The sequence below is a fragment of the Pseudobacillus wudalianchiensis genome (genome assembly GCF_001685015.1).
GTDB classification, from domain to species: Bacteria; Bacillota; Bacilli; order Bacillales; family Domibacillaceae; genus Pseudobacillus; species Pseudobacillus wudalianchiensis.
In genome coordinates this window covers 132,861-158,946 of record NZ_MAYT01000032.1, presented here as the reverse complement: position 1 = coordinate 158,946, position 26,086 = coordinate 132,861, and the positions used below count along the sequence as shown (strand labels likewise).

General features: G+C 41.7%; 27 protein-coding genes. 5 read left to right on the top strand and 22 right to left on the bottom strand.

The features are described 5' to 3' along the window. Positions 1 to 1,482, bottom strand: coding sequence for an aldehyde dehydrogenase family protein (locus tag A8F95_RS21185; protein ID WP_077247488.1), 1,482 nt, complete (start codon positions 1,480 to 1,482; stop codon positions 1 to 3). Positions 1,483 to 1,543: 61 nt separating this feature from the next. Next, complete coding sequence (locus A8F95_RS21180) at positions 1,544 to 2,719, bottom strand: LL-diaminopimelate aminotransferase (protein ID WP_065412362.1); 1,176 nt, start codon at positions 2,717 to 2,719, stop codon at positions 1,544 to 1,546. Between the two features lie 298 nt (positions 2,720 to 3,017). On the opposite strand from A8F95_RS21180, the gene A8F95_RS22795 reads away from it, so the two are divergent. Continuing rightward, the gene (locus tag A8F95_RS22795) at positions 3,018 to 3,188 is read left to right on the top strand and encodes a hypothetical protein (RefSeq protein ID WP_176713786.1); all 171 of its coding nucleotides are present in this window, start codon (positions 3,018 to 3,020) and stop codon (positions 3,186 to 3,188) included. Positions 3,189 to 3,191: 3 nt separating this feature from the next. On the opposite strand, the gene A8F95_RS21175 is transcribed toward A8F95_RS22795, so the two are convergent. The 5 genes from A8F95_RS21175 to A8F95_RS21155 form a co-directional block, all read right to left on the bottom strand. Beyond that, the gene (locus A8F95_RS21175) at positions 3,192 to 3,824 is read right to left on the bottom strand and encodes a response regulator transcription factor (protein ID WP_065412361.1); all 633 of its coding nucleotides are present in this window, start codon (positions 3,822 to 3,824) and stop codon (positions 3,192 to 3,194) included. Beyond that, positions 3,821 to 4,906, bottom strand: a complete 1,086-nt coding sequence (locus tag A8F95_RS21170) for a sensor histidine kinase (RefSeq protein ID WP_065412360.1) — start codon at positions 4,904 to 4,906, stop codon at positions 3,821 to 3,823. Before A8F95_RS21170 ends, A8F95_RS21175 begins: the two co-directional genes overlap by 4 nt. After that, positions 4,903 to 5,646, bottom strand: coding sequence for a cell wall-active antibiotics response protein LiaF (liaF, locus tag A8F95_RS21165; protein ID WP_065412359.1), 744 nt, complete (start codon positions 5,644 to 5,646; stop codon positions 4,903 to 4,905). The genes A8F95_RS21170 and liaF overlap by 4 nt, the downstream gene beginning before the upstream one ends. 100 nt (positions 5,647 to 5,746) lie before the next feature. Beyond that, positions 5,747 to 6,394 (bottom strand): PspA/IM30 family protein, encoded by a 648-nt coding sequence (locus A8F95_RS21160; RefSeq protein ID WP_065412358.1) that lies wholly within the window; start codon positions 6,392 to 6,394, stop codon positions 5,747 to 5,749. A gap of 20 nt (positions 6,395 to 6,414) precedes the next feature. Then, positions 6,415 to 6,765, bottom strand: a complete 351-nt coding sequence (locus tag A8F95_RS21155) for a lmo0954 family membrane protein (RefSeq protein ID WP_065412357.1) — start codon at positions 6,763 to 6,765, stop codon at positions 6,415 to 6,417. Between the two features lie 122 nt (positions 6,766 to 6,887). On the opposite strand from A8F95_RS21155, the gene A8F95_RS22790 reads away from it, so the two are divergent. Then, positions 6,888 to 7,061 (top strand): hypothetical protein, encoded by a 174-nt coding sequence (locus A8F95_RS22790; protein ID WP_176713785.1) that lies wholly within the window; start codon positions 6,888 to 6,890, stop codon positions 7,059 to 7,061. A gap of 19 nt (positions 7,062 to 7,080) precedes the next feature. Here the strand turns inward: A8F95_RS22790 and A8F95_RS21150 are convergent, their stop codons facing one another. The 5 genes from A8F95_RS21150 to A8F95_RS21130 are packed head-to-tail and all read right to left on the bottom strand — an operon-like array spanning position 7,081 to position 11,416. Further along, positions 7,081 to 8,154, bottom strand: a complete 1,074-nt coding sequence (locus A8F95_RS21150; protein WP_065412356.1) for an ABC transporter substrate-binding protein — start codon at positions 8,152 to 8,154, stop codon at positions 7,081 to 7,083. Beyond that, positions 8,151 to 8,954: an ABC transporter permease gene (locus tag A8F95_RS21145; protein WP_065412355.1), complete on the bottom strand. Its 804-nt coding sequence runs from the start codon at positions 8,952 to 8,954 to the stop codon at positions 8,151 to 8,153. The genes A8F95_RS21150 and A8F95_RS21145 overlap by 4 nt, the downstream gene beginning before the upstream one ends. Position 8,955: 1 nt before the next feature. Further along, entirely contained in the window at positions 8,956 to 9,759 is an 804-nt protein-coding gene (locus A8F95_RS21140) for an ABC transporter permease (protein WP_065412354.1), read from the bottom strand. Beyond that, positions 9,749 to 10,855 (bottom strand): ABC transporter ATP-binding protein, encoded by a 1,107-nt coding sequence (locus A8F95_RS21135; RefSeq protein ID WP_065412353.1) that lies wholly within the window; start codon positions 10,853 to 10,855, stop codon positions 9,749 to 9,751. The genes A8F95_RS21140 and A8F95_RS21135 overlap by 11 nt, the downstream gene beginning before the upstream one ends. A gap of 18 nt (positions 10,856 to 10,873) precedes the next feature. Further along, complete coding sequence (locus tag A8F95_RS21130) at positions 10,874 to 11,416, bottom strand: helix-turn-helix domain-containing protein (RefSeq protein ID WP_065412352.1); 543 nt, start codon at positions 11,414 to 11,416, stop codon at positions 10,874 to 10,876. Between the two features lie 207 nt (positions 11,417 to 11,623). Between A8F95_RS21130 and A8F95_RS21125 the strand changes: the two genes are divergently transcribed. From A8F95_RS21125 to A8F95_RS21115, 3 genes are all read left to right on the top strand, one after another. Beyond that, on the top strand, positions 11,624 to 12,202 hold the full coding sequence (locus A8F95_RS21125) for a TetR/AcrR family transcriptional regulator (RefSeq protein ID WP_065412351.1): 579 nt from the start codon (positions 11,624 to 11,626) through the stop codon (positions 12,200 to 12,202). 78 nt (positions 12,203 to 12,280) lie between these two features. Further along, positions 12,281 to 12,619 (top strand): DMT family transporter, encoded by a 339-nt coding sequence (locus tag A8F95_RS21120; protein ID WP_049659640.1) that lies wholly within the window; start codon positions 12,281 to 12,283, stop codon positions 12,617 to 12,619. Beyond that, a complete protein-coding gene (locus A8F95_RS21115) occupies positions 12,616 to 12,930 on the top strand; it encodes a DMT family transporter (protein WP_065412350.1) in 315 nt (104 codons plus the stop codon). Before A8F95_RS21120 ends, A8F95_RS21115 begins: the two co-directional genes overlap by 4 nt. A gap of 180 nt (positions 12,931 to 13,110) precedes the next feature. On the opposite strand, the gene A8F95_RS21110 is transcribed toward A8F95_RS21115, so the two are convergent. From A8F95_RS21110 to A8F95_RS21065, 10 genes are all read right to left on the bottom strand, one after another. Beyond that, positions 13,111 to 14,484, bottom strand: coding sequence for a putrescine aminotransferase (locus A8F95_RS21110; protein ID WP_065412349.1), 1,374 nt, complete (start codon positions 14,482 to 14,484; stop codon positions 13,111 to 13,113). 25 nt (positions 14,485 to 14,509) lie between these two features. Continuing rightward, complete coding sequence (locus tag A8F95_RS21105; protein WP_425415046.1) at positions 14,510 to 15,997, bottom strand: aldehyde dehydrogenase family protein; 1,488 nt, start codon at positions 15,995 to 15,997, stop codon at positions 14,510 to 14,512. Positions 15,998 to 16,271: 274 nt separating this feature from the next. After that, positions 16,272 to 18,401 carry a sigma 54-interacting transcriptional regulator gene (locus A8F95_RS21100; RefSeq protein WP_065412347.1) on the bottom strand — a complete coding sequence of 710 codons (2,130 nt, stop codon included), beginning with the start codon at positions 18,399 to 18,401 and terminating at the stop codon, positions 16,272 to 16,274. A gap of 106 nt (positions 18,402 to 18,507) precedes the next feature. Further along, positions 18,508 to 18,756, bottom strand: a complete 249-nt coding sequence (locus tag A8F95_RS21095) for a biotin/lipoyl attachment domain-containing protein (protein ID WP_065412346.1) — start codon at positions 18,754 to 18,756, stop codon at positions 18,508 to 18,510. Positions 18,757 to 18,968: 212 nt separating this feature from the next. Further along, the gene (locus tag A8F95_RS21090; RefSeq protein ID WP_425415044.1) at positions 18,969 to 20,267 is read right to left on the bottom strand and encodes a Glu/Leu/Phe/Val family dehydrogenase; all 1,299 of its coding nucleotides are present in this window, start codon (positions 20,265 to 20,267) and stop codon (positions 18,969 to 18,971) included. Between the two features lie 260 nt (positions 20,268 to 20,527). Continuing rightward, positions 20,528 to 21,877 carry an APC family permease gene (locus A8F95_RS21085; RefSeq protein WP_065412344.1) on the bottom strand — a complete coding sequence of 450 codons (1,350 nt, stop codon included), beginning with the start codon at positions 21,875 to 21,877 and terminating at the stop codon, positions 20,528 to 20,530. A gap of 349 nt (positions 21,878 to 22,226) precedes the next feature. After that, entirely contained in the window at positions 22,227 to 23,168 is a 942-nt protein-coding gene (glaH, locus tag A8F95_RS21080) for a glutarate dioxygenase GlaH (protein ID WP_065412343.1), read from the bottom strand. Between the two features lie 296 nt (positions 23,169 to 23,464). Then, positions 23,465 to 23,791 (bottom strand): DUF3870 domain-containing protein, encoded by a 327-nt coding sequence (locus A8F95_RS21075; RefSeq protein ID WP_049659626.1) that lies wholly within the window; start codon positions 23,789 to 23,791, stop codon positions 23,465 to 23,467. A 19-nt stretch (positions 23,792 to 23,810) separates the two neighbouring features. Next, on the bottom strand, positions 23,811 to 25,025 hold the full coding sequence (lhgO, locus tag A8F95_RS21070) for an L-2-hydroxyglutarate oxidase (RefSeq protein ID WP_065412342.1): 1,215 nt from the start codon (positions 25,023 to 25,025) through the stop codon (positions 23,811 to 23,813). A 29-nt stretch (positions 25,026 to 25,054) separates the two neighbouring features. Then, positions 25,055 to 25,738, bottom strand: a complete 684-nt coding sequence (locus A8F95_RS21065) for a GntR family transcriptional regulator (RefSeq protein ID WP_049659623.1) — start codon at positions 25,736 to 25,738, stop codon at positions 25,055 to 25,057. Between the last annotated feature and the right edge of the window lie 348 nt (positions 25,739 to 26,086).

Sequence of the window (26,086 nt, the reverse complement as noted above, 5' to 3'; positions counted from 1 at the left end):
TTAATAGTTATCAATTTGGGCACGTTGAATCTTGCCGCTATAATCTACATAAACAGACTTCCATTCCGTATAAACATCTAATGAAGCAACACCTGAATCACGATGGCCGTTTCCAGTTCCTTTTGTTCCTCCGAATGGAAGATGGATTTCGGCCCCTGTTGTTCCGGCATTGATGTATACAATACCTGTATCCAAATCTCTCATCGCTTGGAACGCACGATTTATGTCACCCGTGAAAATGGAGCTTGATAAACCGAATTCTACGCTGTTATTCACTTCAATCGCTTCTTCTAAGCTTTCCACCGGGATAATGGAAACGACCGGACCGAAGATTTCTTCCTGGGCAATTCTCATATCAGATTTTACATCTGTAAATAAAGTTGGCGCATAGAAGTTTCCTTTATCCAAACCATTCTCAGTGAGGATCTCGCCGCCTTTTAACAATTTGGCTCCTTCGTCCTTGCCGATTTTCACATATTCATGAATTCTCTCAAGAGATGCACGGTTGATAACAGGCCCTACATCCACGGATTCATCAAGCCCGTCACCGACTTTCAATGTTTCCATGCGTTTCAGCAGCTTTTGCTCCAGCTCTGCTTTTACCGACTCATGAACAATAATACGGCTGCAGGCTGTACATCTTTGTCCGCTCGTTCCAAATGCACTCCAGATGATCCCATCTACCGCAAGATCAATATCCGCATCTTCAAGTACAGTGACAGCATTTTTTCCGCCCATCTCAAGGGATGTACGTTTTAAGAGCTCACCGGCACGGCCATTAATCTGCTTGCCGACTTCATTAGAGCCCGTAAATGAAACGATATCAATATCCGGATGCTCTACAATGGCATTTCCTACTTCGCTTCCAGAGCCATAGACAAGATTTAAGAGTCCTTTTGGCAGCCCAGCTTCCTCGTAAATTTTCACAAATTCCCCAGCTAAAAATGGCGTTTCAGACGCCGGCTTCCAGACAACAGCATTTCCAGTGACAAGCGCCGGCAGTGACTTCCAGGAAGCGATCGCGATTGGGAAGTTCCAAGGCGTAATTAATCCCGCAATTCCAACCGGAACGCGAACGCTCATCGCAAATTTATTACGAAGCTCAGACGGAACCGTGTCGCCAAACATACGGCGGCCTTCACCCGCCATATAGAATGCCATGTCAATCGCTTCCTGCACTTCTCCTCTTGCTTCCGCAATCACTTTGCCCATTTCCGTTGTTAACACTTGAGCTAAATCCTCTTTGCGCTCTTTTAATAAATCAGCCACTTTATATAATAGATCAGCACGCTCAGGAGCTGGAACAAGGCGCCATTTCTTTTGTGCTTCTTTTGCCGCTTGGACTGCTTTATCGACATCCGCTTTTGTAGAAGCGACGACTTCGCCCAGTACTTCGCCGTTTACTGGATTCGTGTTTTGTGTGTATTTTCCGGATTCAGACTCTACCCATTCACCGTTAATAAAGTTTAAATATCTTTTCACTGCTGTCTCTTTTTGAGCTGCGTCTTTTACTGTTTGATTACTCATAAAATGATCTCTCCCCTTAATTTGTGATAATGGTAAGCTCTTTTTTCATGCGATGAATCGCTTCTGTCAATCGGTCAGTCGGCACAGACAACGAAAGGCGGAAATAGCCTTCGCCATGTGTTCCAAACGCATCACCCGGCGTGATAATCACGCCTGTTTTTTCTAGGACACGGTTGGCAAATTCGGCTGATGTGTAGCCATCTGGCACGGGTGCCCAAATAAAGAACGTGCCGCGTGTTTCCTCTGTCTTGACGCCGATTGCTTTCAAAGCCGTCGTCATCGATTTCATCCGTTCAGCGTACACTTCATTGTTTGCCTTCACACACCCCTGGCTGCCCGTTAAAGCATAAGCGGCCGCTTTCTGGATCGGAGTAAATTGGCCAGTATCTGTATTGCTTTTATAGATAGACAACGCTTTAATGACTTCTTTATTGCCCACCACATAGCCAATCCGCCAGCCCGTCATGCTGTACGTTTTTGATAAGGAGCCAAACTCCACAGCGACTTTTTTTGCTCCGTCCACTTGTAAAATACTCGGTGCCCGATAATCGCCGAAGGTCACCATATTGTAAGCAGCATCATGAGCAATGACGATTTGGTGCTTTTCTGCAAACGCAACCGCTTGACGAAAAAAATTTGTGTCAACCGTCGCAGCGGTTGGATTACCCGGATAATTTAAAAACATCAGCTTAGCTTGATTAGCAATCGTTTCAGGAATATTCTGAAACTGAGGTTCAAAATTATATTCCTGCAGGAGCGGCATCGTATATAATTGCCCGCCTGCAAGAGAAATTGCCATACGATATGGCGGATAGCCGGGGTCCGGCGCAAGCACAACTTCTCCCGGATCAATCACTGTCGGCACTAAATGGGCGAGTCCCTCTTTTGAACCAATCAAAGCCAGCACTTCTGTTTCCGGGTCTACATCCACGTTAAATTCCCGCTTGTAAAATTCAGCTACTGCCTTTCTAAAATCGAGGCAGCCAATGAAACTGGGATACTTAAAGTTTTCCGGATAGGCAAGCTCTTCCGCCAACTTATCTGTAATATGCTGCGGAGTCGGCAGATCCGGATCTCCTATCCCTAAATCAATCACATCTACTCCCGCTTCTTGCATCATCCTTTTCTTTTTATTGAATTCAGCAAACATGTACGGCGGAATTTGGGCAATTCTTTGCGATTGATAGCGCATGAAAATGGATCACCATCCCTTCCATTCTTCTTGCTGTCTTAGCAAAGTTTTTTGTATCTTTACTCTATCTTCTTTTACATTTATAAACTATGGTCTTTTTGTACAAAAATGCCCAAAAAATAAAGGGGAAAATCCGTACACTTTCCACAAAAGAATGATGTACAGATTTTATAATCGAAAAATAGGTTTTTATTAGCCAAAACCGGGGATTTATTATCCAAATCTACCTGATTACGAGCGAAACTTTTTTTCCGATCAGCCGTATAGAGAGACAAACTATACAAAGGACTGAAAAACGATGTCTCAAACATCCCCTAAAAAGAAAAAAAGACGCATCCGTGAAGGAGCGTCTGAACTATTTGAGTTTTTATTTGAAGAGCTTCTATTTCAAATTATTTTATGGCCGTTTCGGATTTTGTGGATGTTTATCCGGTTCCTTTTTCGTTCCATTGGCGATTTAATTCCTTAACTCCTAATGGACAAGCCTGTTTTGGAAAGCATAAATGACAGCTTGTGTCCGATCGTTCACCTCAAGCTTCGATAAGATATTGCTCACATGGGTCTTCACTGTTTTTAAAGAGATGTACAGTTCATCGGCAATTTCCTGGTTCGATTTTCCTTGGGCGATCAGCAGCAGCACTTCCCGTTCCCTTTCCGTTAATTCTTCGTGAAGGGGAACCGTTTGGCCTTGGCGCATGCGCTTCATCATTTTACCAGTTACTTCTGGCTCTAGTACCGGTTCCCCTTCGTATGTTTTGCGGATGGCCTCTGCGATGGCACTGGCTTTTGAGGTTTTTAAAATGTAACTCACTGCTCCTGCTTCTAATGCCGGGTACACCTTCTCATCGTCAAGAAAGCTTGTCACAATAATAATTTTGGCTTCAGGCCACTTTTCAACAATTCGTTTAGTTGCTTCAATTCCGTCCATTTTTGGCATAACTAGATCCATCAAAATAATATCGGGCTTTAGTTCGAGGGCAGCCGACACTGCTTTTTCCCCATCCTCCGCTTCGGCTTCTACCTGAATATCCGGCTGGGCCATTAAATAGGCAGACACGCCAATGCGCACCATTTCATGATCATCTACAAGAAGAACTCTTATCATTCGTTCATTTCCACCTTTTCTTCTGATTTTTCGGTTTGTGTCTGATCTGGGTGCTGCTGTGAGAGCGGTACTTTGACTTCGAGCTTCGTTCCCTGAGCCGGTAATGAAACGATTTTTAATGTTCCGCCAATTTCAATGGCGCGCTCGTGCATATTTTGCAGGCCATAAGAGCCCATCTTTGTCTGTTCCGGATCAAAGCCGACTCCATCATCACTAATCCGTAAAATGACAAAACCATTTCTCCATACGTTCAGCACGTCTAGTCGGCTGGCCTTAGCATGGCGCAGCGTATTAGAAATCGATTCTTGCACAATTCGGAAAAGGTGGTCCTCCATTGCCCGGTCCATGCTAATGTCTTCTGTCGTCCAGTGAATAGCCAAGGGTACTTTTTGTGTCAATTCAACGAGAAGATCATCAATCCCCTCTTTTAGAGACTTTCCATTCAATGGAACCGGCCGCAAATGCAAAAGCAGCGCCCGCATTTCTAATTGGGACTGCTGGATCATTTCTTCTACCATGGCCAGCTGTTTCGTTTCCATTGATGGCGCGGAATCACGGTTCTCGTTAATAGCTGACATCATCATGGAGGCTGCGAATAGCTGTTGCGAAACCGAATCATGCAATTCTCTCGCAAGCCGCTGTCTTTCCTGCGAAACCATCTCCTGAATGAGCGTTTCCTGGCTTTCCGCCTTTTCTCTGGCAAGACGGCGGGCTGCTTGCTTCTGTTCGGCAACAACACGCTCAAGCTGCTGAAACTTTTGTTCAATATTTGAAAAATCAGCGGACAGCATATTGCGATCTTTCTCTTCCGCCTCTTTTCCAGAAATAAGCGAATCAAGCCGTTGATCGAGTGTTTTTAAAGACATCCATTGGCCCCATCCGTACAATGCACCAAACAAGAAAGCGGTGCCGACCGCCACCGCCGCTATAAACACCGCAAGCGGAAGGTCAAACAGCCTCTGCTCGAAGTAGTCCCTCCATGTCGGGTGTGGAAAGCTCATTTCAAAGGCGGCAATGAGAACGCCGCTTACAAAAAGAACAGCTAAAAAAACCTGCCGAATTTGCTTCGCAAAAATGTTCATACCCGATTCACCTCCACATCGCCGATCACAGTGGAAATGAGAAGAACAATTGTTGTTTCTGCACCTTCCTGCTCATTATAATGTTCATCTTCGAAATATAACGTATCATTCCAAAGAGGAACGGGGAAACGTTGAAACAAATGAGCGTTACCTACAATGGTCGAAAAGCGAATGCGCACGGGAATTTCATACGGAATGTCGACCTTTACTTTCCCAATCATCTGTCTAATGGAGATAATAGCGGTTCCTTTCGGCAAAACAGTATTGCTCACATCGACCGTAATATCGCCGAGCGCTCCTTGAATATGAATGTCTTTCCATTCATATGAATGCTCTGGGGTAGACTGAACAGAGAATAATTTATTTTTTAAAAAAGAATGCTTAATGGATTCACCCGGCTCCATCGGCATAGAATTAACCGTGTCTACTGATGCGGTGAAACGTGTCGGTTCTTTCTTTGATTGGAAAAAGCGATACAACATATAAATCAAAGCGGCTAAAACAAGCATTCGTAAACTCATCATGCTTAGAATCATCATGACGGATAAAAAGACTCCAAACCAAAATAACAGCTTGCCAAACCAGCTAGCATTCCATTTTCTTCCGAAATAAATCATAGCTACTCCGAAGAAGAGGGAAAACACAAAATCACTATGAAAAAATGTCGCCTCAATTAAAATAATGATGAGGGCAGCAAGTAAAAATACGGTAAACATATCGGTTCTTTTAAATGGTGACATTCTTTTTCCTCCTTCCTCGATCCAGCGATGCAGCAATGTAAAAACAAACCCGTCATGACGGGTTTGTTTCACTCTCTTCAATTGTTAATCATAGCATGTTTTAGGCCTGCTGTGTGTTCTTTTCTTCCCGGTAAAATTGGCGCTCCAGCTCAGCAAGACGAGCATCCATTAATGATGTTTCGTACTTCTTATTCACTTTTCCTTCCAATTCATCAATATACTGCTCCAGCTCTTCAAATCGGCCAAATGGATGATCATTTAAGTCTTCATTTAACACTTTGCTCATGCTGTAATGCGCTCGCGCTGCATTTTCACGGCCCATTAACTCAAGGCGGCGAACATTCATATCTTTCAGCTTATGTTTCATTTCTTCGGTCTTGCTTTCAAGCTTTATAATTTGCTCATCGACGATTGTGATGGAGTGCTGCAAACGAGCAGCTCGCTCTTTATACACCTCTGCTTCTCGCATAGCGAATTCCTCCAGCTGCTCTTCTCCCGCCTCAGCCGCAAGCTGAGCTTGCTTTAAACGCTTATCCCGCATGCGAACGGCATCCTGGCATTCACGTTCAAACTCCTTTTTCAATAATTGCTGCCGCTCTAGCAGCTTGATGGTTTTGTCTGTTTCCTTTTGAGCTTCCCGTAAATATTGATTCAACATCGCAATTGGATTTTTTTGCTCCTTCTGTTCTACTATATCGAACAGCTCTGCCTCGATCGTCCGTTTAATTTTTGTGAAAATTCCTGTCATCTCAATCTCTCCTCACCGATTTATTTTTTTAATTGGCTCCATTGTCTTTCAAAATTCATGAATGGATCTTCTTCTCTTGCGACGCCCACAAAGCTTTCATCATCTTCCTGCCATTTTTTATAAACCATATACAGAACTCCTAAAGCGGCAACGCCAAGCAGAGCTGGCACGTTGCCGACTGTTGCTAAAAATGCGATGATCCCTGCTGCCCCCCAAAAGAACTTGATTCCTTTCGTAGAAGCTTGTTTGTACTGCTTCCATGCTACATACATAATGGCTGCACATGCGACAAGGCCAAGTACCGGTCCTGCGCTGGCAACGGCTACGACAGCTGCAAGCCCTCCGATACAAAATAACATCACCTTTTTCATTTGTATTTCCTCCCTTCGATATCTTGATTTCATCTTACCTCGCTTTCACCTTTCCTATAACGAGCCTGAGATGGAACTTTCCCTCATCCTTAAGACCGAGGAAATAGAAAAGCGAAAGGTGCTTGCTCAGCACGATAGCGGATTGGAGCTCTCGACAAGAAGTCGCTTTTCAGACTTCGACAGAGAGAGCGAAATCAGCTTACGTGCTAGCGCCTGCAGCTAGACAGAGAAAGGCGGAGCCGACTGCTCTGGAGCGGCAGGCATATGACAAGACAGCAAAAAAGCGTCCGAGCTAGTACTTCGGACGCTTTAGAATTACTTTTTATGCATTTTAAATTGGAGATACAGCTCGTTATAGTAAGCCAACATATCGGCTCCCAAGTTTTCATATACCTCAAGATGCTCTGTTTGTTCAGGGCTTGGATAGAAACGTTTATCGTTCACCACATCTTTCGGCATATGCTCAAGCGCCTTTTGGTTCGGTGTTGAATAGCCTACATACTCTGCATTTCGCGCTGCTATTTTCGGATCAAGCATAAAGTTAATGAATTGATGGGCGGCTTTCAGGTTTTTAGCTGTTTTCGGAATGACCATATTATCAAACCAGAGATTCGATCCTTCCTCTGGTACTACGTATTCGAGGTTATCCTTTTCCCACATAATTTCTGACGCCGTTCCTGACCAGACAACCCCCACAGCTGCTTCATCATTTTCCATCAACAGACGGATTTCATCACCGATGATTGCTTTGATATTAGGAGTCAATTCGTCAAGCTTTCTCTTTGCTTCTAGTAAATGCTCCTTGTTCTTGTCGTTCAATGAGTAATGAAGGGAGTTTAAGCCCATTCCCATTACTTCACGGGCTCCATCAACAAGCAAAATATTGTTGCGCAGCTCTGGGCTCCAGAGATCATTCCACGCTTTAATTTCTTTGCCCTTCATTAGGTCTTTGTTATAAATAATACCGACTGTTCCCCAAAAATAAGGGATCGAGTATTTATTGTGCGGATCAAACGGAAGATCCATGAACCGTTTGTCGATATATTTCAAATTCGGCAGCTTTGAATGGTCAAGCGGCAAAAGCTGATTAGCTTTTTTCATCTTATCAATCGCATACTCAGAAGGCACAGCGATGTCATAAGCCGTACCGCCTTGCTCAATTTTTGTCATCATCGCTTCGTTCGAATCAAATGTTTCATAGATCACTTTTACGCCGGTCTCTTTCTCAAATTGACCGATCAGTTCAGGGTCAATATAATCTCCCCAGTTATAGATCGTTAATGTATTTCCCGCTGTTTTCCTGTCTGATCCATTCAATTCGGAAACTGCATACATGAGTAAAAAGGCGACCACAAATACAGCGATGAATGCACGGGTTAATTTATTCATTTCCGCACCCCCGCTTCAGCTGCCCGGCTGTTCCGCTGCATAATGAAGTAGTAGCCGGCCACCAGTATAATTGTAAATAGGAATAACAATGTAGATAACGCATTAATGTTTAAAGAAATACCACGGCGAGCCAATGAGTAAATCTCTACTGACAATGTACTAAAGCCGTTACCCGTTACAAAAAAGGTTACCGCAAAATCATCAAGTGAATACGTCAAGGCCATAAAAAAGCCGGCAAAAATCCCTGGTGAAATATAAGGAAGAATGACTTTCGATAACACATCCCATGGACTCGCCCCTAAATCACGGGCCGCATCGATCAAAGACATGCTCATCTCTTCTAACTTCGGGAGTACCATAATCACGACAATCGGAATGGAAAAAGCAATATGCGATAATAGCACGGATGTAAACCCTAATTTAATGCCAGCCATGGTAAACAAAATCAAAAATGAGGCACCGATAATAACGTCAGGGCTCACAATTAACACGTTATTTAACGATAAAAGCGCTTGTTTAGTTGTCTTTTTTCTCATGTATACAATGGATAAGGCACCGATCACACCAATCATCGTTGCAATAGCGGCCGATAAAAGGGCCACAATGATCGTATTTAATACGATAATCAATAATCTTTTATCACCAAACAGCTCCTTATACCAATCGAGCGTAAAGCCTTCGAAGTTATTCATCGTACCGCCGCTGTTAAAGGAATAAAACATTAAATAAAAAATGGGAGCGTATAAAACGATAAAGATAAAAGCCAAATAGACTTTTGGCCAAATGGACTTCTTTTTCATTTTATTGAATCCCCCGCTTTCTCGTTCCGGTCACAATCATAATGACAAACATCGTAATAATCAAAAACACAGCAATGGCTGATCCCATTCCCCAATCCTGTGTCACTAGAAAATGCTGTTCAATCGCTGTGCCGAGCGTGATTACCCGGTTACCGGCAATCAGGCGGGTAATCATAAATAGAGACAATGCTGGAATGAACACAGCCTGCACGCCTGACTTCACACCGCTTAACGTAAGCGGAAAGACCACCTTCCGAAATGTCGTCCACGCAGAAGCTCCCAAGTCGCGTGAAGCATCTATTAAAGCTGGGTTCAGTTTATCGAGTGCATTAAAAATAGGCAGCAGCATAAATGGAATGAAAATATAAACGGAAACAAACACAAAGCTAAAATCAGTAAACAAGATTTGCTGTGCCCCGATGCCGACCACTTCTAAGAAGTTATTCGCTGCTCCATACGTACTAAAAATGCCAAGAAAAGCATATGCCTTCAACAATAAATTAATCCATGAAGGCAAAATAACAAGCAACAGCAGCAGCTGCTTATATTTCGTTTTCGTAATAAAGTAAGCGGCAGGATAAGCAATCAACAGGCAGAAGACTGTGATTAAAAAGGCATACCAGAAAGAACTGGCGATCATTTTCATGTAAACAAACGTAAATAATTTCTCGTAATTGGCGAAAGTAAAGTTTCCATGTAAATCAAAGAAAGAATAATAGACAACAAGCAGAATAGGCGTAACGACGAAAAGACCAATCCAAAGTACGTACGGCAGCAAGTAAAACAGACGCGTCTTACTGTTCATGTCTGGCCTCTTGATAGGATTCCAACCGCTTGTCGAATTCTTCTTCTGTTTCACCGAGACGCATGACATGAATCGCTTCCGGTTCAAAATTAAGTCCAATTTCTTCGCCTACTATTGCTTTCTTCGTGGAGTGAACGAGCCACTCGTTCTTTGCCTCGTCATAACAGAGCATTTCATAGTGAACGCCACGGAAAAGCTGGGAATCTACTTTCACCTGAATCTTGCCCTTATCCCATGAAGTAATCTCCAAATCTTCCGGACGGATGACCACTTCCACCGATTCATTCGGATTCAGCCCCTGATCGACACACTCAAATACCTTCCCTGCAAATTCTACTTCAAAGTCTTTGATCATTTTACCGGGAACGATGTTGGATTCACCAATAAAATCCGCGACAAAGCGATTAATTGGCTCATCATAAATATCTGTTGGCGTACCGCTTTGCTCGATTCGGCCTTCATGGAGAACAAATATTTCGTCCGACATAGCGAGCGCCTCTTCCTGATCATGCGTAACGAAAATAAAGGTAATACCGAGACGCTTCTGCAAATCACGAAGCTCATATTGCATTTCAGTTCGCAGCTTTAAATCTAACGCAGACAATGGTTCATCCAGCAAAATCACTTCCGGCTCATTCACAATCGCCCGAGCAATCGCCACCCGCTGACGCTGCCCGCCGGACATTTCGGTAATTTCTCTATTTTCGTAGCCGCTTAAGTTTACGAAACGAAGGGCTTCTTTCACCCGGCGGTCCACTTCCGCTTGTTTCACTTTTTTAATCCGCAATCCAAAAGCGACATTCTCATACACATTTAAGTGTGGAAAAAGAGCATAATCCTGAAAGACTGTGTTCACCTGCCGCTTATTCGCAGGCACTTGATTGATTCTTTTTCCATTAAAGTAAATGTCTCCTTCTGATGCTTCTGTAAAGCCGGCAATCAGCCTCAGAATCGTTGTCTTGCCACAGCCCGAAGGCCCAAGCAGTGTATAAAACTTTCCTCGCTCAATTTCAAAGCTCACATGATCTAGTACCACCGTGTCGCTATCGTAGCGCTTCGTCACATTATCAAAGCGAATGATGACTTCCTTTTCCATAATGCCCTCCCTTTTCTCCTATAAATAGGATTTAGTCACTGTCAAAATGAGTTCAGACGGACCATCAAAATCATTCATAATTTGATGGTCTTCGGATGATTGAAAATAAATGGCTTCCCCTGCTTTAGCTATGTATTCCTGCTTGCCAAGCAGCACCTTAATCCGTCCGTGTAATACGTAACCGAATGTTTCAGCTAATGACGGCTCAAATCTTTTAAATTGACCGCCTTTTTGCAGACTAAGCTTAACTGGTTCCATTTCTTTCTCATTTGATTCCGGAACAAGCCACTGAATCTCGTATCCCTTTTCCTCATCGATGTAATCTGTTTGGTCTTCCTCTCCATAGACGACCTTCTGTTCTCGTTTCTCATCATCAAAAAAGTCTTTCGGAGAACAACCTAGCACTTCCAGCAAGTGAAAAAATGTCTCTATTGAAGGAGAGCTTAAATCCCGTTCCAGCTGGGAAATGTATCCTTTGCTTAAACCTGTCCTTTCGCCAAGCTCCTCTTGCGTTAACCCCTTTTTTAATCGCAGATTTTTAATTTTCTTTCCGATTTCCATCCTCTTAATCCTCGATTTGTTTATATTTAGTAAACTTCTAGTAAACAAAGTTTATTTTTATGAAACTATAAGTTTACAATCAGTTTATCATTATAATATATACTCGAGAAATCTCAAGTAGAAGTTTATCTTTTTAGTGAACTTGACAGCTAAAAGAAAATATTGTAAAATGAATGATATTCAGTCATTATTATCGGGGGATTCAATATGCGGGTGAAAAGTGATGGGAAGTATAATAAGATTCTTCAAGCGGCGATCGAGGTCATTTCTGAAAAGGGGTTAGATCAAACTTCAATTACAGACATTGTGAAACGGGCGGGAGTGGCCCAAGGAACCTTTTATTTGTATTTTCCCTCCAAAAAAGATTTAATCCCTGCTATTGCAGAGGATTTACTTAGCTTGACGCTGGAGAAAATTAAAAGCGAAACAAAACATAAAAGCGAATTTTGGGAAATCATTCAAACCCTGATTGATGAAACGTTTGAATTAACCCAGTCCTATAAAGATGTTATTATTTTGTGTTACTCTGGCCTTGCCATCGTGCATTCAATGGAAAAATGGGAAACAATTTATACTCCATACTACGATTGGTTAGAAGATGTGTTGTGCGCAGCCGTCAGCAAGGGAGAGATCATTCCGGACATTGATATTAACTGGACCGCCCGGCTCATTATTAACTTGATTGAAAATGCTGCTGAACGCTTTTATATTGCTGAAGAAGAAAGAGATTTAGCTGCTTGTAAAGAAACAACCTTTTCTTTTTTACAGCGATCACTTTCCCGCTAAATAATAGAGACGCTTCCTGAAGCGTTTCAATTTTAATTAAAAAATGAATGACATTCATTCATAACTGAGGTGCTTACATTGAGTTGGTTTATCGTATTAATTGCAGGTGTATTAGAAGTCGTTTGGGCTACAGGTTTGAAGCATGCCGATTCTCTAACGGATTGGGCAGTCGTCACAGTGCTGATTGCGACCAGCTTCCTTCTGCTCATTCGTTCATATAAAACGATCCCGCTGGCAGCTGCCTACACTGTTTTCGTCGGCATCGGTACCGCTGGAACATATTTTATGGGAATTTATTTAGGAGAACCTTTCTCCCTCATTCAGTTAGTATTTGTTGCTTTGCTGCTTTCCGGAGTAGCCGGCATGAAATTATCTACATCTACAAGGGAAGACCAAAGCAGAGGTGACTATCAATGAGTTGGGTCTTTTTAGTTCTAGCTGGTTTTGAGGAAGTCATTGCGACGATTGCCATGAAATATGTGAACGGCACAAAAAGGAAATGGCCGATCGCTGTCATGGTCATCGGCTTTATCTTCTCCTTCTATTGCTTATCAAGAGCGATGACAGAGCTTTCTGCAGGAATTGCCTACGCCGTCTGGACTGGTATCGGCACTGTCGGTATTACGCTCGTCAGCATTATCTGGTTTAAAGAAAAACTCAATAAATTTCAATTTGTTTCACTTTTATTTATTGTGCTAGGCGTGGCCGGATTGAAATTTACTTCTTAAAAAACGATCCTCCTGCATGGAGGGTCGTTTTTTCAGTCATGACAGCGGCTTTATCATGAAAGATCAGTGATACTCCGTAAAGTAGATTCATTTATCTAAAATAAAAATTATTTTATCTAGGATTGTCCCATTCTCTCCTAAATAAAAAATCCCCGGTGCTCAGACCGGGGATTTTCTCTTTTATTGTACAGCTACTTTAGCTAATACTTCTTTGAATGTATTAATAACTGTGTCTACTTCTTCGTAGCTGATTGTCAATGGCGGCTCGATACGAATAGTTTTAGAGTTAACTAGTGTACCAGCTACAAGGATGCCATGGTCAAACATACCTTTTGATACTTCATAGCCGATTTCATCTTTATGGAACTCAATACCGATCATTAAGCCTTGGCCACGGATTTCTAATACTTTATCTCCATGCTCAGCTGCTGCTTCTTTCAAGCCTTTCAAGAAGTACTCGCCAACTTCAGCTGCTCTTTCTGGAAGGTTTTCTTCGATTAATACACCAATTGTTGCGATCGCTGCCGCACATGCAAGTGGGTTACCACCGAATGTTGTTGTATGCATGAATGGATTGTCGAATAAATTTTTGAATACTTTTTCGTTTGCAACGACTGCTCCAGCTGGCATTACACCGCCGCCGAACGCTTTTGCAAGACAGATAATGTCTGGCGTTACTTCATATAACTCAGCCGCGAACATTTTTCCTGTACGGCCCATACCTGTTTGCACTTCGTCAAAGATCAAGACAACATCGTACTCATCACACAATTCTCTTACTTGTTTCAAGTAACCTACTGGAGGAATAATGATACCGCCCTCACCTTGAATTGGTTCTAAGATTACCGCGCCTACATCTTCGCCGACAAGGGCACAAGATTCAAATGTTTTTCTCATCATGTCGATATCGCCGTATGGCACATGACGGAATCCAGGGATAAGCGGAAGGAACGGCTTACGGAATACTCCTTTAGCAGTACCGGAAAGCGATCCTAAGCTTTTTCCGTGGAAAGAGCGTGTTGTTGAAATGATCGTAGAGCGATCACTGTACATTTTTGCTAATTTTAATGCGGCTTCCACACTTTCTGTTCCACTGTTTGTGAAGAAAGAGTATTGCAGATCGCCAGGTGTAATGTCTGCTAAAATTTTAGCAAGCATCGCACGAAGCGGATCAAGCAAATCTTGGCTGTGAAGCGCTTGACGGTTTAATTGATCCGTTACAGCTTTTACTACTTTTGGATGGCGGTGGCCGACGTTGTAAATACCGAAGCCGCCAAGACAGTCAATGTATTGTTTGCCGTTAATGTCAGTAAAGCAAGAACCGCCATCAGACCATTCAACTGCTGCGAATTGTCCGCCTTCTGTTACTGTTTTACGGTAAGAAAGGAAGCCTGGGTTTACGTGGTCACGGAAGTTATCCACTGTTTCTTTCGTTACCCATTGTGCTTCTTCTGCTGTTACCTCTTGTTTTTCGATTATATCAAGTACTTGCTTAATATACTCGTTAACTTGTGCCATCTGCTCGTTGTTTTTCACTTCTGTTTTTGTACTCATTTATATCTCCACTCCTGCAGTTTGATTAGTTTTTAAACCAGCCTACTGGTTCTACTTCTAAGTTGATGTTGATTTGTTTGATTTCTTGGAATTCATCCAATCCGTACGTTCCTAAGCTGCGGCCAATACCACTTTGCTTATAACCGCCCCATGGAGCTTCGTTATACGTTGGATGGTAAGAGTTAATCCATGTAATACCTGCACGCAATTTCTTAATTACGCGAAGTGCTTTTGCTCCATCAATCGTGAAGACTGCTCCTGCTAGACCATAATCTGTATCGTTCGCCAAGCGGATTGCTTCTGCTTCATCTTTGAATTTTTGAATCGCTACAACCGGACCAAAGATTTCTTCTTGAACGATTCTCATCTCTTGTGTTGTATCGGCAAACGCTGTTGGTGCTACGAAGAAGCCTTTATCCATTCCGTTCTCTGTTAAACGCTCTCCGCCGAATAACAAGCGAGCTCCTTCTTCTTTACCGATTTCAATATAGCTTAATACCTTTTCCATGTGCTGCTGGCTTACAAGTGGTCCCATTTCTGTTTCTGGGTCTGCTCCGTTGCCCACTTGAATTTGTTTCGCGCGCTCTGTGAAACGCTCAATGAATTTATCGTAGATGCTTTCTTCTACAAGAATTCTTGAACCAGCTGAACATACTTGGCCTGATCCGCAATAAATACCGAACAATGCGTAATCTACTGCCACTTCAAAATCAGCATCAGCAAAGATGATATTTGGTGATTTCCCGCCAAGTTCCAAGGAAACTTTCTTCATCGTATCAGCAGCTGTTTTCATGATGTGTTTTCCTGTTTTTGTACCGCCAGTGAAAGACACCATGTCTACATCTTTGTGAGAAGCAATTTCGTTTCCAACAACAGGACCCGCACCGTGTACCATGTTGATAACGCCTTTTGGCACGCCTGCTTCTTCAATAATTTCAATTAATTTTGTCGGTGTAACCGGTGTTACTTCAGAAGGTTTGAAAACCACTGTGTTCCCTGCAGCTAGTGCTGGTGCAATTTTCCAAACACTCATAAGCATTGGGAAGTTCCAAGGAACAATTAATCCGCACACGCCAGCTGGTTCTCTCACAACCATCGCTTGCATTGGATCTGCTACATGGTACGTTTCACCGTCCGGCTGAGTGATCATGCCTGCGTAATAACGGAAACAAGCAGCCGCATCTCCCATATCGAATCCTGCTTCGCGAAGCGGCTTACCATTGTTCATTGTTTCCAAGGCTGCTAATTCTTCAGCTTTTTCATCAATTTTATCTGCGATCTTTAATAAGTATGCAGCACGTTCAACCGTCGGAAGATCTGACCAGACACCGCTTTCAAATGCTTCCTTAGCAGCGGCAATAGCTGCTCTAGCATCCTCAACTGTACCTTCAGCCGCGTAAGCAATTACCTCGCCAGTAGCTGGATTGAATACTTCACGTGTTTTATTGTCACTGGAGTTTGTCCATTCCCCATTAATGTACATTTTCAAATCAAGAGTTTTTACTGCTTGCATTTCTAACATGCTTTTCATCCTCCTATTCTCCGTTTGCTTTATATAATGCAATTAACGTGCCAAGTTGAAATTTTTAAAATATTTCTCAAAAATGCGTGTTAACAGGCTTTTTTTATAAGGAAAAAATTAGGTTATTCATTATTTTTATGCTAATTTGCATAATGTATGAATTAGTGAATAAACGATCTATTTATTCACATTTTAGACACTTTTTACTTTATACAAAAAAAGCTGCTCAAAAGTCACGATAGATGGACTTTTAAACAGCTTAATATTAGTAGAGAGAAGTTTCATTTTCAGTTTTTCTGCTTCCCATAATCTTTTGGTATTTCCGGCTGACAGATGATTGACTGACGCCGAGCGCTTTTGCCGCTTTTGTTGTTGTTTTATATTGCTTCATCGCCAATACGATCAGCTGCTCCTCCACATCCTCAAGCGCTTCCTGCAACGGCACAACTCTCGTAATAATAGGACGTGCCTTCTTAAAGTCATAACCGAGTGATAAAAACTGGCTGACAAACTCCGCATCAATCGCCTGGTCATCGGCCGACACAACGAGCCGCTCAATGATGTTTTGCAGCTCCCGAACATTTCCTGGCCAAGAATAAAACTCAAGCACATTCACCGCATCAGGTGTTAAATAAAAGCTTTTGTTATACTTATCATTTAACTGCTGAAGGAAATGAAAAGCGAGGACTGAAATATCTTCTATCCGTTCTCTTAACGGAGGAATATGAAGCGGTATAACATTTAGCCGGTAAAACAAATCCTCTCGGAAGGTTCCTTGCTCTACCATTTGCTCGAGCTTTTTATTCGTCGCGGCGATAATTTGCACATCTACTTTCTCTGCGACAGTACTGCCGACTGGAATGACCTCCTGTTCCTGCAGCACACGCAGCAGCTTCACTTGCAAATGGAGCGGCATTTCACCGATCTCATCTAGGAAAAGCACACCCTGGTCAGCCATTTTAAAATAGCCGTCCTTTCCTTCTTTATCCGCCCCGGTGAAAGCTCCCTTCTTATAGCCAAACAGTTCACTTTCAAGCAGATTTTCTGGGATTGCCCCGCAATTCAATTTTAAAAACGGCTTGTTTGAGCGCCGGCCAAGCTGATGGATCGCTTGGGCAATAACTTCTTTCCCGACCCCTGACTCACCTGTTATGAGCACGGTAGAAGAAAATTCAGCAATCTTCTGTACCTGGAGAATAATCTTTTCCATTTTAGGACTACGATACATGAGTTTTTTCAGCGTACGGTCCTGATTTTTGAAAGTATCTAACTCTTTTTTATACTTTTCCGAAATTTTCTTCATTTCCTTTAGTTCATCTTTTAAGCGCGATGTTTCTGTAATGTCCCGAGAAGCAATAATAATACGGTCAATCTCTCCCTTTTCGTTGAAAACAGGATTGCCGACTGCGAGTACCTTTCTGCCGCTTCTTGCTTCTTGAACAATGGATACTTTTTTCTTTTTTTCCATCACTAGTCTTGTGACAGACGGACTGAACAAGCCTTTCTTCTCTAATTCAAGAACGCTTTTTCCAATCATGTCTTTTAAATCGGTATCCCAAAATCCACTAATTACAGTTTCACTATAGCGTATGAGCTCGCCTTTACTATTCACAACGAGCAGCTCATCATAAATAGTAGATAAAATCGCATTTAAATCCGTATTGAGGTTTTTAATATCTTCAATCTCCATTGCCATATCTTCAATGGTCGGAATATCTTGAACAACAATCAGCATTCCCTCAATCTTCTGATCCTGCGTCGAGATCGGACAATAATCCAGCAAAACACCCATCTCATCTGTCAACTGGACTTGGTTTAACACAGTTTTCCCTGTCTCAAAGACGCTTTCAATATGCTCCTTGTCAAAGATAGACTCAGCAGGCTTATTCATGACCTTTTCCGCAGTGGACTTAATCATCTTCAAACCAGCGTCATTGCAGTTAATGATCTTCTTTTCCCTGTCTACTACAAACATGCCCATCGGAATAGAGGTGAGCAAGGTTTTAAATAAATTAACGCCCTGTTCCTCTTGTCTAAACAACTCCGCCAACAATTCTTCTCGTTTTAAATAACCGATTGGAGTTCCTTCTTCATCATTAATAATCGTTAACGGTTCACCAATCACTTGGAAAATAACAGGCAATGAAATGATTTTATTCACATGGTACACTTGGTCAATCGGAATGGACTGAGACAACAGCGTTTGGAAGGTTACTTGTCCTTTGTGTGCTAGACGGTTACTCTTTAAATGAACGTAAGAAGTAAGCTTGCCATGTTCACTCATAAATATAAACGGTTCTTTGATTGTACTGATGTCTATGAAGCTGCCATCCTCTTGATCCTCTACTGCAATAGAAACAATCGGATTTAATTTATTTTCATCAATCGTAAACATTTTCGATCCCCCTCTTAGCTGTCCCCTTTCTATTATTTTAGCAAACTTTTTACAGAATAATAGAAAAAGAAGATGGAAACACCATCTTCCTCCATTTACTTATTTATCAATCACAAGCACTCACAACTAATTCTTCTTTCACGTAAGCGAGTACCATGCCAGGAATGACGTTGTCTCCTTCTTGGACTTCAAGCGACTGAATTTCTCCGCTGACACCCACTTTAACCGGAAGCAATTCTCCGTTGTCGTTCTTAATCATAAATAGCGGCTCCCATTCATAGATTCTTACGCGTTCCTTCACGAGAACTTGCTGAACTACTCCGTTATACGGACTTGTAATCAATTCTTCAAACAATGGTACTCATCTCCTTTTCCTCATATAAGTGGGACAACCGCTTTTTACAACATTTACCCGCCCTGGATCAAATCAGCTGCTGCTCCGCTGGCATCATTTTTCCCATTTGTTCTGCCTTCTGCCAATGACTTCCCGATCATTTGCCTTCTATGCCGAAACGGAGCCGTCCTGATTCGACCACCTCACCCCTTAAACTTTTGGCGGCTGTCTAATTAATTAAGGTTAATCCAACCGCGCAATCCAGAGGCTTCAGCAATTTTGCGAATACCTTCTACATAAGCAGCAGTCTTCATATTTATGCCAAATTGTTCAGCAGTATTCTGAACATTTAAGAAGCTAGCATGGATTTTTTCTTTCAATCTTTCTTCTACTAATTCTTTTGTCCAATAGTAGCCTTGGTTGTTTTGGCACCATTCAAAGTAAGAAACAATCACGCCGCCCGAATTAGCAAGAATATCAGGAACGACTAGAACTCCGCGTTCATCAAGCATTTGAATCGCATCTCTCGTTGTTGGACCATTAGCAGCTTCAACGACAAATTTACATTTCAGTCTATCAGCATTTTCCGTTGTAATCACTCCGCCTACTGCTGCTGGAATGAGTACGTCACACTCCTGTTCAATCAGCGCTTCATTTGTAATGACATTCTCGAACTGGGCCGTAACGATACCGTATGAATCACGGCGGCTAAGCAAGTCTGGAATATTAAGTCCTTCAGGATCATAAATAGCCCCGAGAGCATCTGAAATGCCGACTACCTTTACTCCTAATTCATGTAAGTAGTAAGCAAGGTAACCGCCAACATTTCCGAATCCTTGTACAATGACTTTCATTCCTTCAAGCGGCATACCCTTTAATTCACTGACCATTTGCAGCGTGTAGAGAACGCCTTTCGAAGTCGCTGTTTCACGCCCTTCTGATCCCCCTAGTACAAGCGGCTTTCCAGTGATAAAGCCTGGTGAATCAAACTCTCTAATATGGTCATACTCATCTAGCATCCAAGCCATAATCTGTGAATTCGTATACATATCAGGTGCCGGGATATCCTTTGTTGGCCCAACAAGCTGGCTCACCGCCCGAACATATCCACGGCTTAAGCGCTCAAGCTCATTCATGCTCATGCTCCGTGGCTCACAAATAATGCCGCCTTTCGCTCCGCCATAAGGAAGACCGGTAATGCCGCATTTTAAACTCATCCAACCAGCTAATGCTTTTACTTCGTCTGCTGTTACGTCCGGATGAAAACGGATGCCTCCCTTTGTTGGTCCGTTCGCATCATTATGCTGAGCACGGTAGCCTTTGAAGACTTGTGTCTGGCCATTATCCATTTTGACAGGGATATTCACCTCTAAAAATCTCATCGGCTCCTTTAAAAAGTCATATACTTCTTCAGAGTAACCAAGAATATCTACCGCTTCTTTTAAAATCAATTTAAATTCTTCTTGCGGATTATCTTTAGGATGTTGTCCTGTTGTTTTCTTAGCCTCTGCTGTCTGTACGTTCGTACTCAATTTATAACACCTCATTTTTATTTGTTACCTATTAAGAAGCAAGTTCCGTGCCAAAGCTTCAAAAAACTAAAAATCTCATTCTCGCTATACTAGATGGGCTTTTGAAGGCTTTGTCATTTCCATTATCCACGCCCTTTTTATGCTTAATTGCATAGCCTATTATTTTACGCATAAAAGGATTTATTGGTCTAAGAAATAAAAAAAACCAGGACTAGCTAGCGCACCCATTTGCTAGCCGTCCCGGTTTCACCCTTTATATTTTATAGTTCATGCACTTCTTCCATATGCATTTGCGGAACAGGAGAACGGAACCAGTTCGTGATGTACATTAAGTACAGCATTCCAACAACAGACCAAATGATTCCAAGGATAAGAGAATGGATATTTAAGTGTACCCACAATACCATAACAATGCTCGCGCCAACAACAGGGAATACTAAATAGTTAATAAAGTCTTTGATTGTCCGATATCTCTTCATTTTAATGACATAATGCGAAATAACCGCTAAGTTAACGAATGTAAAGGCAATGAGTGCCCCGAAATTAATTAAAGAAGTAGCTGTTTCTAAGTCTAGGAAAATCGCGATCAATGAAATGAAACCTACTAAGACAACATTTAACGCTGGTGTCCGCCATTTCGGGTGAATGTATCCGAAGAACTTCGAAGGAATAACATTATCTCGCCCCATTACATATAACAGACGCGACACACTCGTGTGAGAAGCAAGTCCTGATGCAAGCGTTCCTGTGAGTGTTCCCGCCAGGAAGAATGCCTGAAACAACTTGCCGCCTACATATAAAGCGATTTCAGGAGAAGCCGCCTCTGGATCGGAAAAACGCGATACATCCGGGAAAAACATTTGCGTAAAATAAGATACTGTAATAAAAAGCACGCCACCGACAAGCGCTGTTAAGAAAATAGCTCTTGGAATGGTTTTAACAGCATTAGGTGTTTCTTCTGATAGTGTCGTAACCGCATCGAACCCAAGGAAAGAAAAACATAAAACGGTCGCTCCTGCTACTAACGGGCCGATAGACATGCCATCTTCCGCAAATGGAACGAATGAAAAGACAGTTCCTGCTCCTTCCCCACTGTTAAGCCCTTTCACAACAAGTACGACGAAAACAACGATCACTAAAAACTGAAAAAGAACAAGAAAATTATTAAAATTAGCTGCAAGATTTACGCTAAATAAATTTGCAATCGTCACAAGGACTACAAAGCCAACAACCCAAATCCAGCCAGGCACTTCAGGAAACAATGCGGATAAGTAGATTTTTGTTAAAAGCGCATTGACCATTGGCAAAAATAGATAATCAAGCAACGCGGCCCAACCGACAAAAAACCCCAACTTCTTACTAATTGTTTTTTGTGTATACGTATAAGCAGAGCCGGCCACCGGATAAACTCTAACCATTTTCCCGTAACTGGCAGCTGTAAACAACATTCCAACTAAAGCGATAACGTAGGAAGCCGGCACATGTCCGCCTGTCTCCTCCGATACAATTCCAAACGTATCAAATGCCACCATAGGCGTCATATAGCCGACCCCTAACATGACAATTGCCCATAAGCTTAAAGATCTCTTTAATTGAACCGTTTCTTGCATATATCATTCCTCCTGTTTGTAACCGCTTAAAATGTCAATTATTAAAATATTCATTCAAGTTTCGTGCCAAAATTACAAAAAAGAACAAAAAGCACCCATATTTTTTTCAAAAAATAACAATAAACGGTTTAAAACAGGCTTAATTATTTTTTTACTATTATAGAATAAACAAGAATTTGGGATTAAAATGTAACAAGAGGATGATCAATACATTTTTCTTAGAGAAATAATTTATTTTTTATTCAGTAGTGCATAAATAATTCTGTTCCACATACAATCATTTTTTCTATATAACAAAAAAGAGAATGCGGCTATATTCCGCATTCTCTTTTTCACTTATTTATTTTATTTAAATTTCAGCAAATCTTCCGCGTTGGCGTAAAAGTTCACGGTTTAACTCAGGATTCACTTCGAATGCAGCGCGGCCATGTAACCAGAACAAGTTGTTCAACATAACAAGATCTCCAACTGGAAGTTTTAACTCTATAACACTTTGATCATTTTCCATAGAATCAGAAAGCTCTTTCAAGTATTTTGCTTCATCGATTGTATCTGGATAAACGAACTGGTCGATATAGCAAATGCAAGGCTTATTGTTGTCATTAAAGAATGTAGCACGTTGTACTTCCTGGCTAACATTTTTACTGTTTGGTGCTTTATACGTGAATTTATGAGTCGCAAGCGGGTGAGTTGAAAACTTCTCAAGCTCTTTCCAATCGTCCAAGTGAAGCAAACGGGACTCGCCGCCTACTGCATTTTCCTCTTTCATTTTCATCATTAACAACCAATCAGTTGGCTCATCAACGAATGTTCCATCTGTATGAAGCGTGAACAAGCGGTACGCTTGACGAAGGTATGAGTCACTATTGTCAGTATGAGCAACCGTAAATCTTGCATAGTATTTCCCTGTCATAGAGTCAAAATTTGGTGTCCCCACAATATGAGTTAGAGCTGTAGAGAAAATAACATAGTCATCTGTATCAAGTGTTTCTTCTTGAAGACCAATTGTAAAACCGCCTGTTTCGCGATCATGAACGATGCCTCTTAAAATGTCTTGGAACTCTTTTCCTGTTAATTGAAGCAAGTAATCAGCAAGGATTAGTCTTGCGTAAGGCGTATACTCTAAATGCTGAACAGAAACTTTTTCTTCTTTTATTTTCGCCAAAAATTCTCTGATCACTTTAGGATCCAATTCAATATGGTATAAGCGATCGCTTTGCGGATGAGATTTCACCTCATAAGCTGCTGTTTTTTGGATAAATTTTCTACCTTGTTTTTCTAGAGTACTCATTCATAATTCCTCCTATATATTTCGTGATAATGGTGTTGTCTGGGCGGAAAAATAAAAAAGCCAGTTTACTCCCTTTGTGTCCAAGGATAGTAAACTGGCTAATAATTACTTCATTGCTCCATGGAAATGGAGTCACAGTAAATATTTCAGTTTGTTATTTTATTTTCCAACTCAAACATTCGTTCTATAATAGTATTCGCGTTTATTGAAAAGGCTGTTTTCATAAGGCGAATATTTAATTCTAGGTTACTTTTATTATACGCAGCCTTCACATAATTGTCAATATATTTGTTTGTTTATTTTGAATTTTTCGCTACTTGCTGATAATGCAGGTGCAGATCGTTCAACGCTGCAGCGAGTGCATTAGCGGCTTTTCCTTTGTAGTAGTGCTGAAGCTGTTTGAGTGGTTCGTCAATTCCGTCCTTCAAACTAACACCTTTTAACAGCTGTCCGATAAATTCTCTGCCATGTTCAGTTGCCAGCGTACAGGAAGCTTCAATGATCACTCCATACTTGGTGTCTACTTCTGCGGTGATCGTTAATGTGTCAAACACACTCTTCGCCGCCATTCCTTGCGGCAGACGTGCGTGTCCTGCGATAAACATTACTCTTGAGTTAATCATAAAAAATTCCCCTTTCCGCTTACGAGCTAATTGCGCTTGTTAAATGGTGCTGTTCAGCAATCTGGCTGACAATTTCTTTTCCAATTTCAATCGAAGCCGTTGCCGCTGGTGATGGCGCATTACAAACATGAATGCTGTTTTCTCCATTGATCATATGGAAGTCATCAACGAAGCCGCCGTCTGTTTTAACAGCCTGAGCGCGTACACCTGCTGGTCCTGGCACTAAGTCTTCTGATTGAATTTCTGGAATTAACTCCTGGAGACTTGCTACGAATTTCGCCTTGCTGACAGAACGAGCCATCTCTTCCAGTCCTTCTCCCATGAACTTGCTGGCAAGCTTCCAGAATCCCGGATAGCCCATTACTTCCGCAAAATCTTTTAAATTAAAGTCGGATAATTTGTATCCTTCCCGCTTAAAGCTGAGAACAGCATTTGGTCCGGCATCTACTTCTCCACCAATCATGCGTGTAAAGTGAACACCGAGGAAAGGAAACTTTGGATTTGGAACTGGGTAAATCAAGTTTTTGACTAAATGTCTTTTTTCAGGGATGAGCTTATAGTACTCCCCGCGGAACGGAATGATTTTGACATCTGTCTTATAACCCGCAAGCTTCGTAACCCGGTCACTGTGCAGTCCGGCACAGTTGATTAAAAATCTTGCTTTAAATGAACCTTTATTCGTTTCAATTGTAATGCCATCATTTGATTCATGAATATTTTCAACTTTTGTGTTAAGACGAATGTCTGCACCTTTTTCTTGCACAATCTCAGCAAACTTTTCCGTTACTTGCTTGTAGTTCACGATACCGGCAGCCGCTACTTTAATCGCTGCTTTTCCGTTTACATGCGGTTCAATCTCTTTTAATTCTTCTTTGCTGATTTTTGTTACATCCAACTGATTTTCCAAACCGCGCTTATAGAGGTTATCTAAAAGTGGAAGTTCTTCATCTTTCGTTGCGACGATTACTTTCCCGCAAATATCATGCTCAATATCATACTGCTTACAAAACTCAGTCATAGATTTGCTGCCTTGGCGAGCAAAGCGAGCTTTATAGCTTCCCGGCTTGTAGTAAATACCTGAATGAATAACCCCACTATTGTGACCAGTTTGATGGGCTGCTAATTCAGCTTCTTTCTCCACTAAAAGAACCTTTGCATTTGGATAACGTTCATATAAAGCTTTTGCGGTAGACAATCCAACGATTCCACCGCCGACGATAGCGAAGTCGTACATGGTATCTTCCCCTTTATTATTGTCTATTTTTAATGTTTGGATGACTTCTCATCGGCCGACTCTAAATCAGCCATGTAGGAAATCAAATTATTTTTTGTTCGTAAAAGATGGTATTCTACTGCAGCCCGAAGCTCAGCAGGATCATTTCTGACAGCCGCTTCATAAATAAACCGATGTTCTCGTTGCGTTTCTGAGTAGTAGTCTGCAAGCAAACTAGGGGCAATTGGAGAGATCCCCAGGTTTTCCACCGCTTTTGTTAATCTGGACCACGGACACCCTTTTCGCAGCAATTTATGAAAGTTCTCATTTAAAGCAATATAGGTGTCATTCGTTTCATCTGTCAGTTGCAGGGCTTCCATTTTTTCTACTGTTTCCCTCAATTCCCGCTTATCCTCTTCTGTTAAAAAAGGAAGGGATTTTTCAACAGCTAGCCCTTCTAAATAAGACCTTAAATGATAAATTTCTTCAATGTCTTCTTTTGTAATTGGAGTGACGATTGCTCCCTTATGCGGAACAAGCTTCACCAGTCCCTCAGTTTGAAGTTGGGCCAGCGCTTCCCGGATCGGCATCCGGCTAACATTTAATGTATTCGCCCAATCTTCCTGGATCAGCCTCTCTCCCTTCTTAAATGTTCCATTTAAAATGGCCTGTCTTAAGTTTTTTGTTACATAACTAACGACAGTTGTTTTGTCCTTCGAGGGCTGAAATTTCATAAATGGACCCCCTGATTAAAAATTAACCTCATCCACATTGGATATTGGATACAAAAAATTTATCATAGAAATTATAGAATTGCAAGAATATTTTATAAATGCTTTTAATACAAGGAAACAAAGAGATAAATAATAGCCACCTCCTAAAGAGAGGTGACTGTTTTAAGCAATATTGGATACAATTATTTAGATTCATTTTTTAAAGCAGCTAATTTCCTTTGAGCTTTTCTTTCTTGAGCAGCTAACATTGGACAGTCTTTACATTTTCCACAACCCGTTTTTTTACACATGTTTCTTTTCCCTCCTCGAATTTTTATGATGGAAAGTGAAACGGAAAAAAGCCAGCAA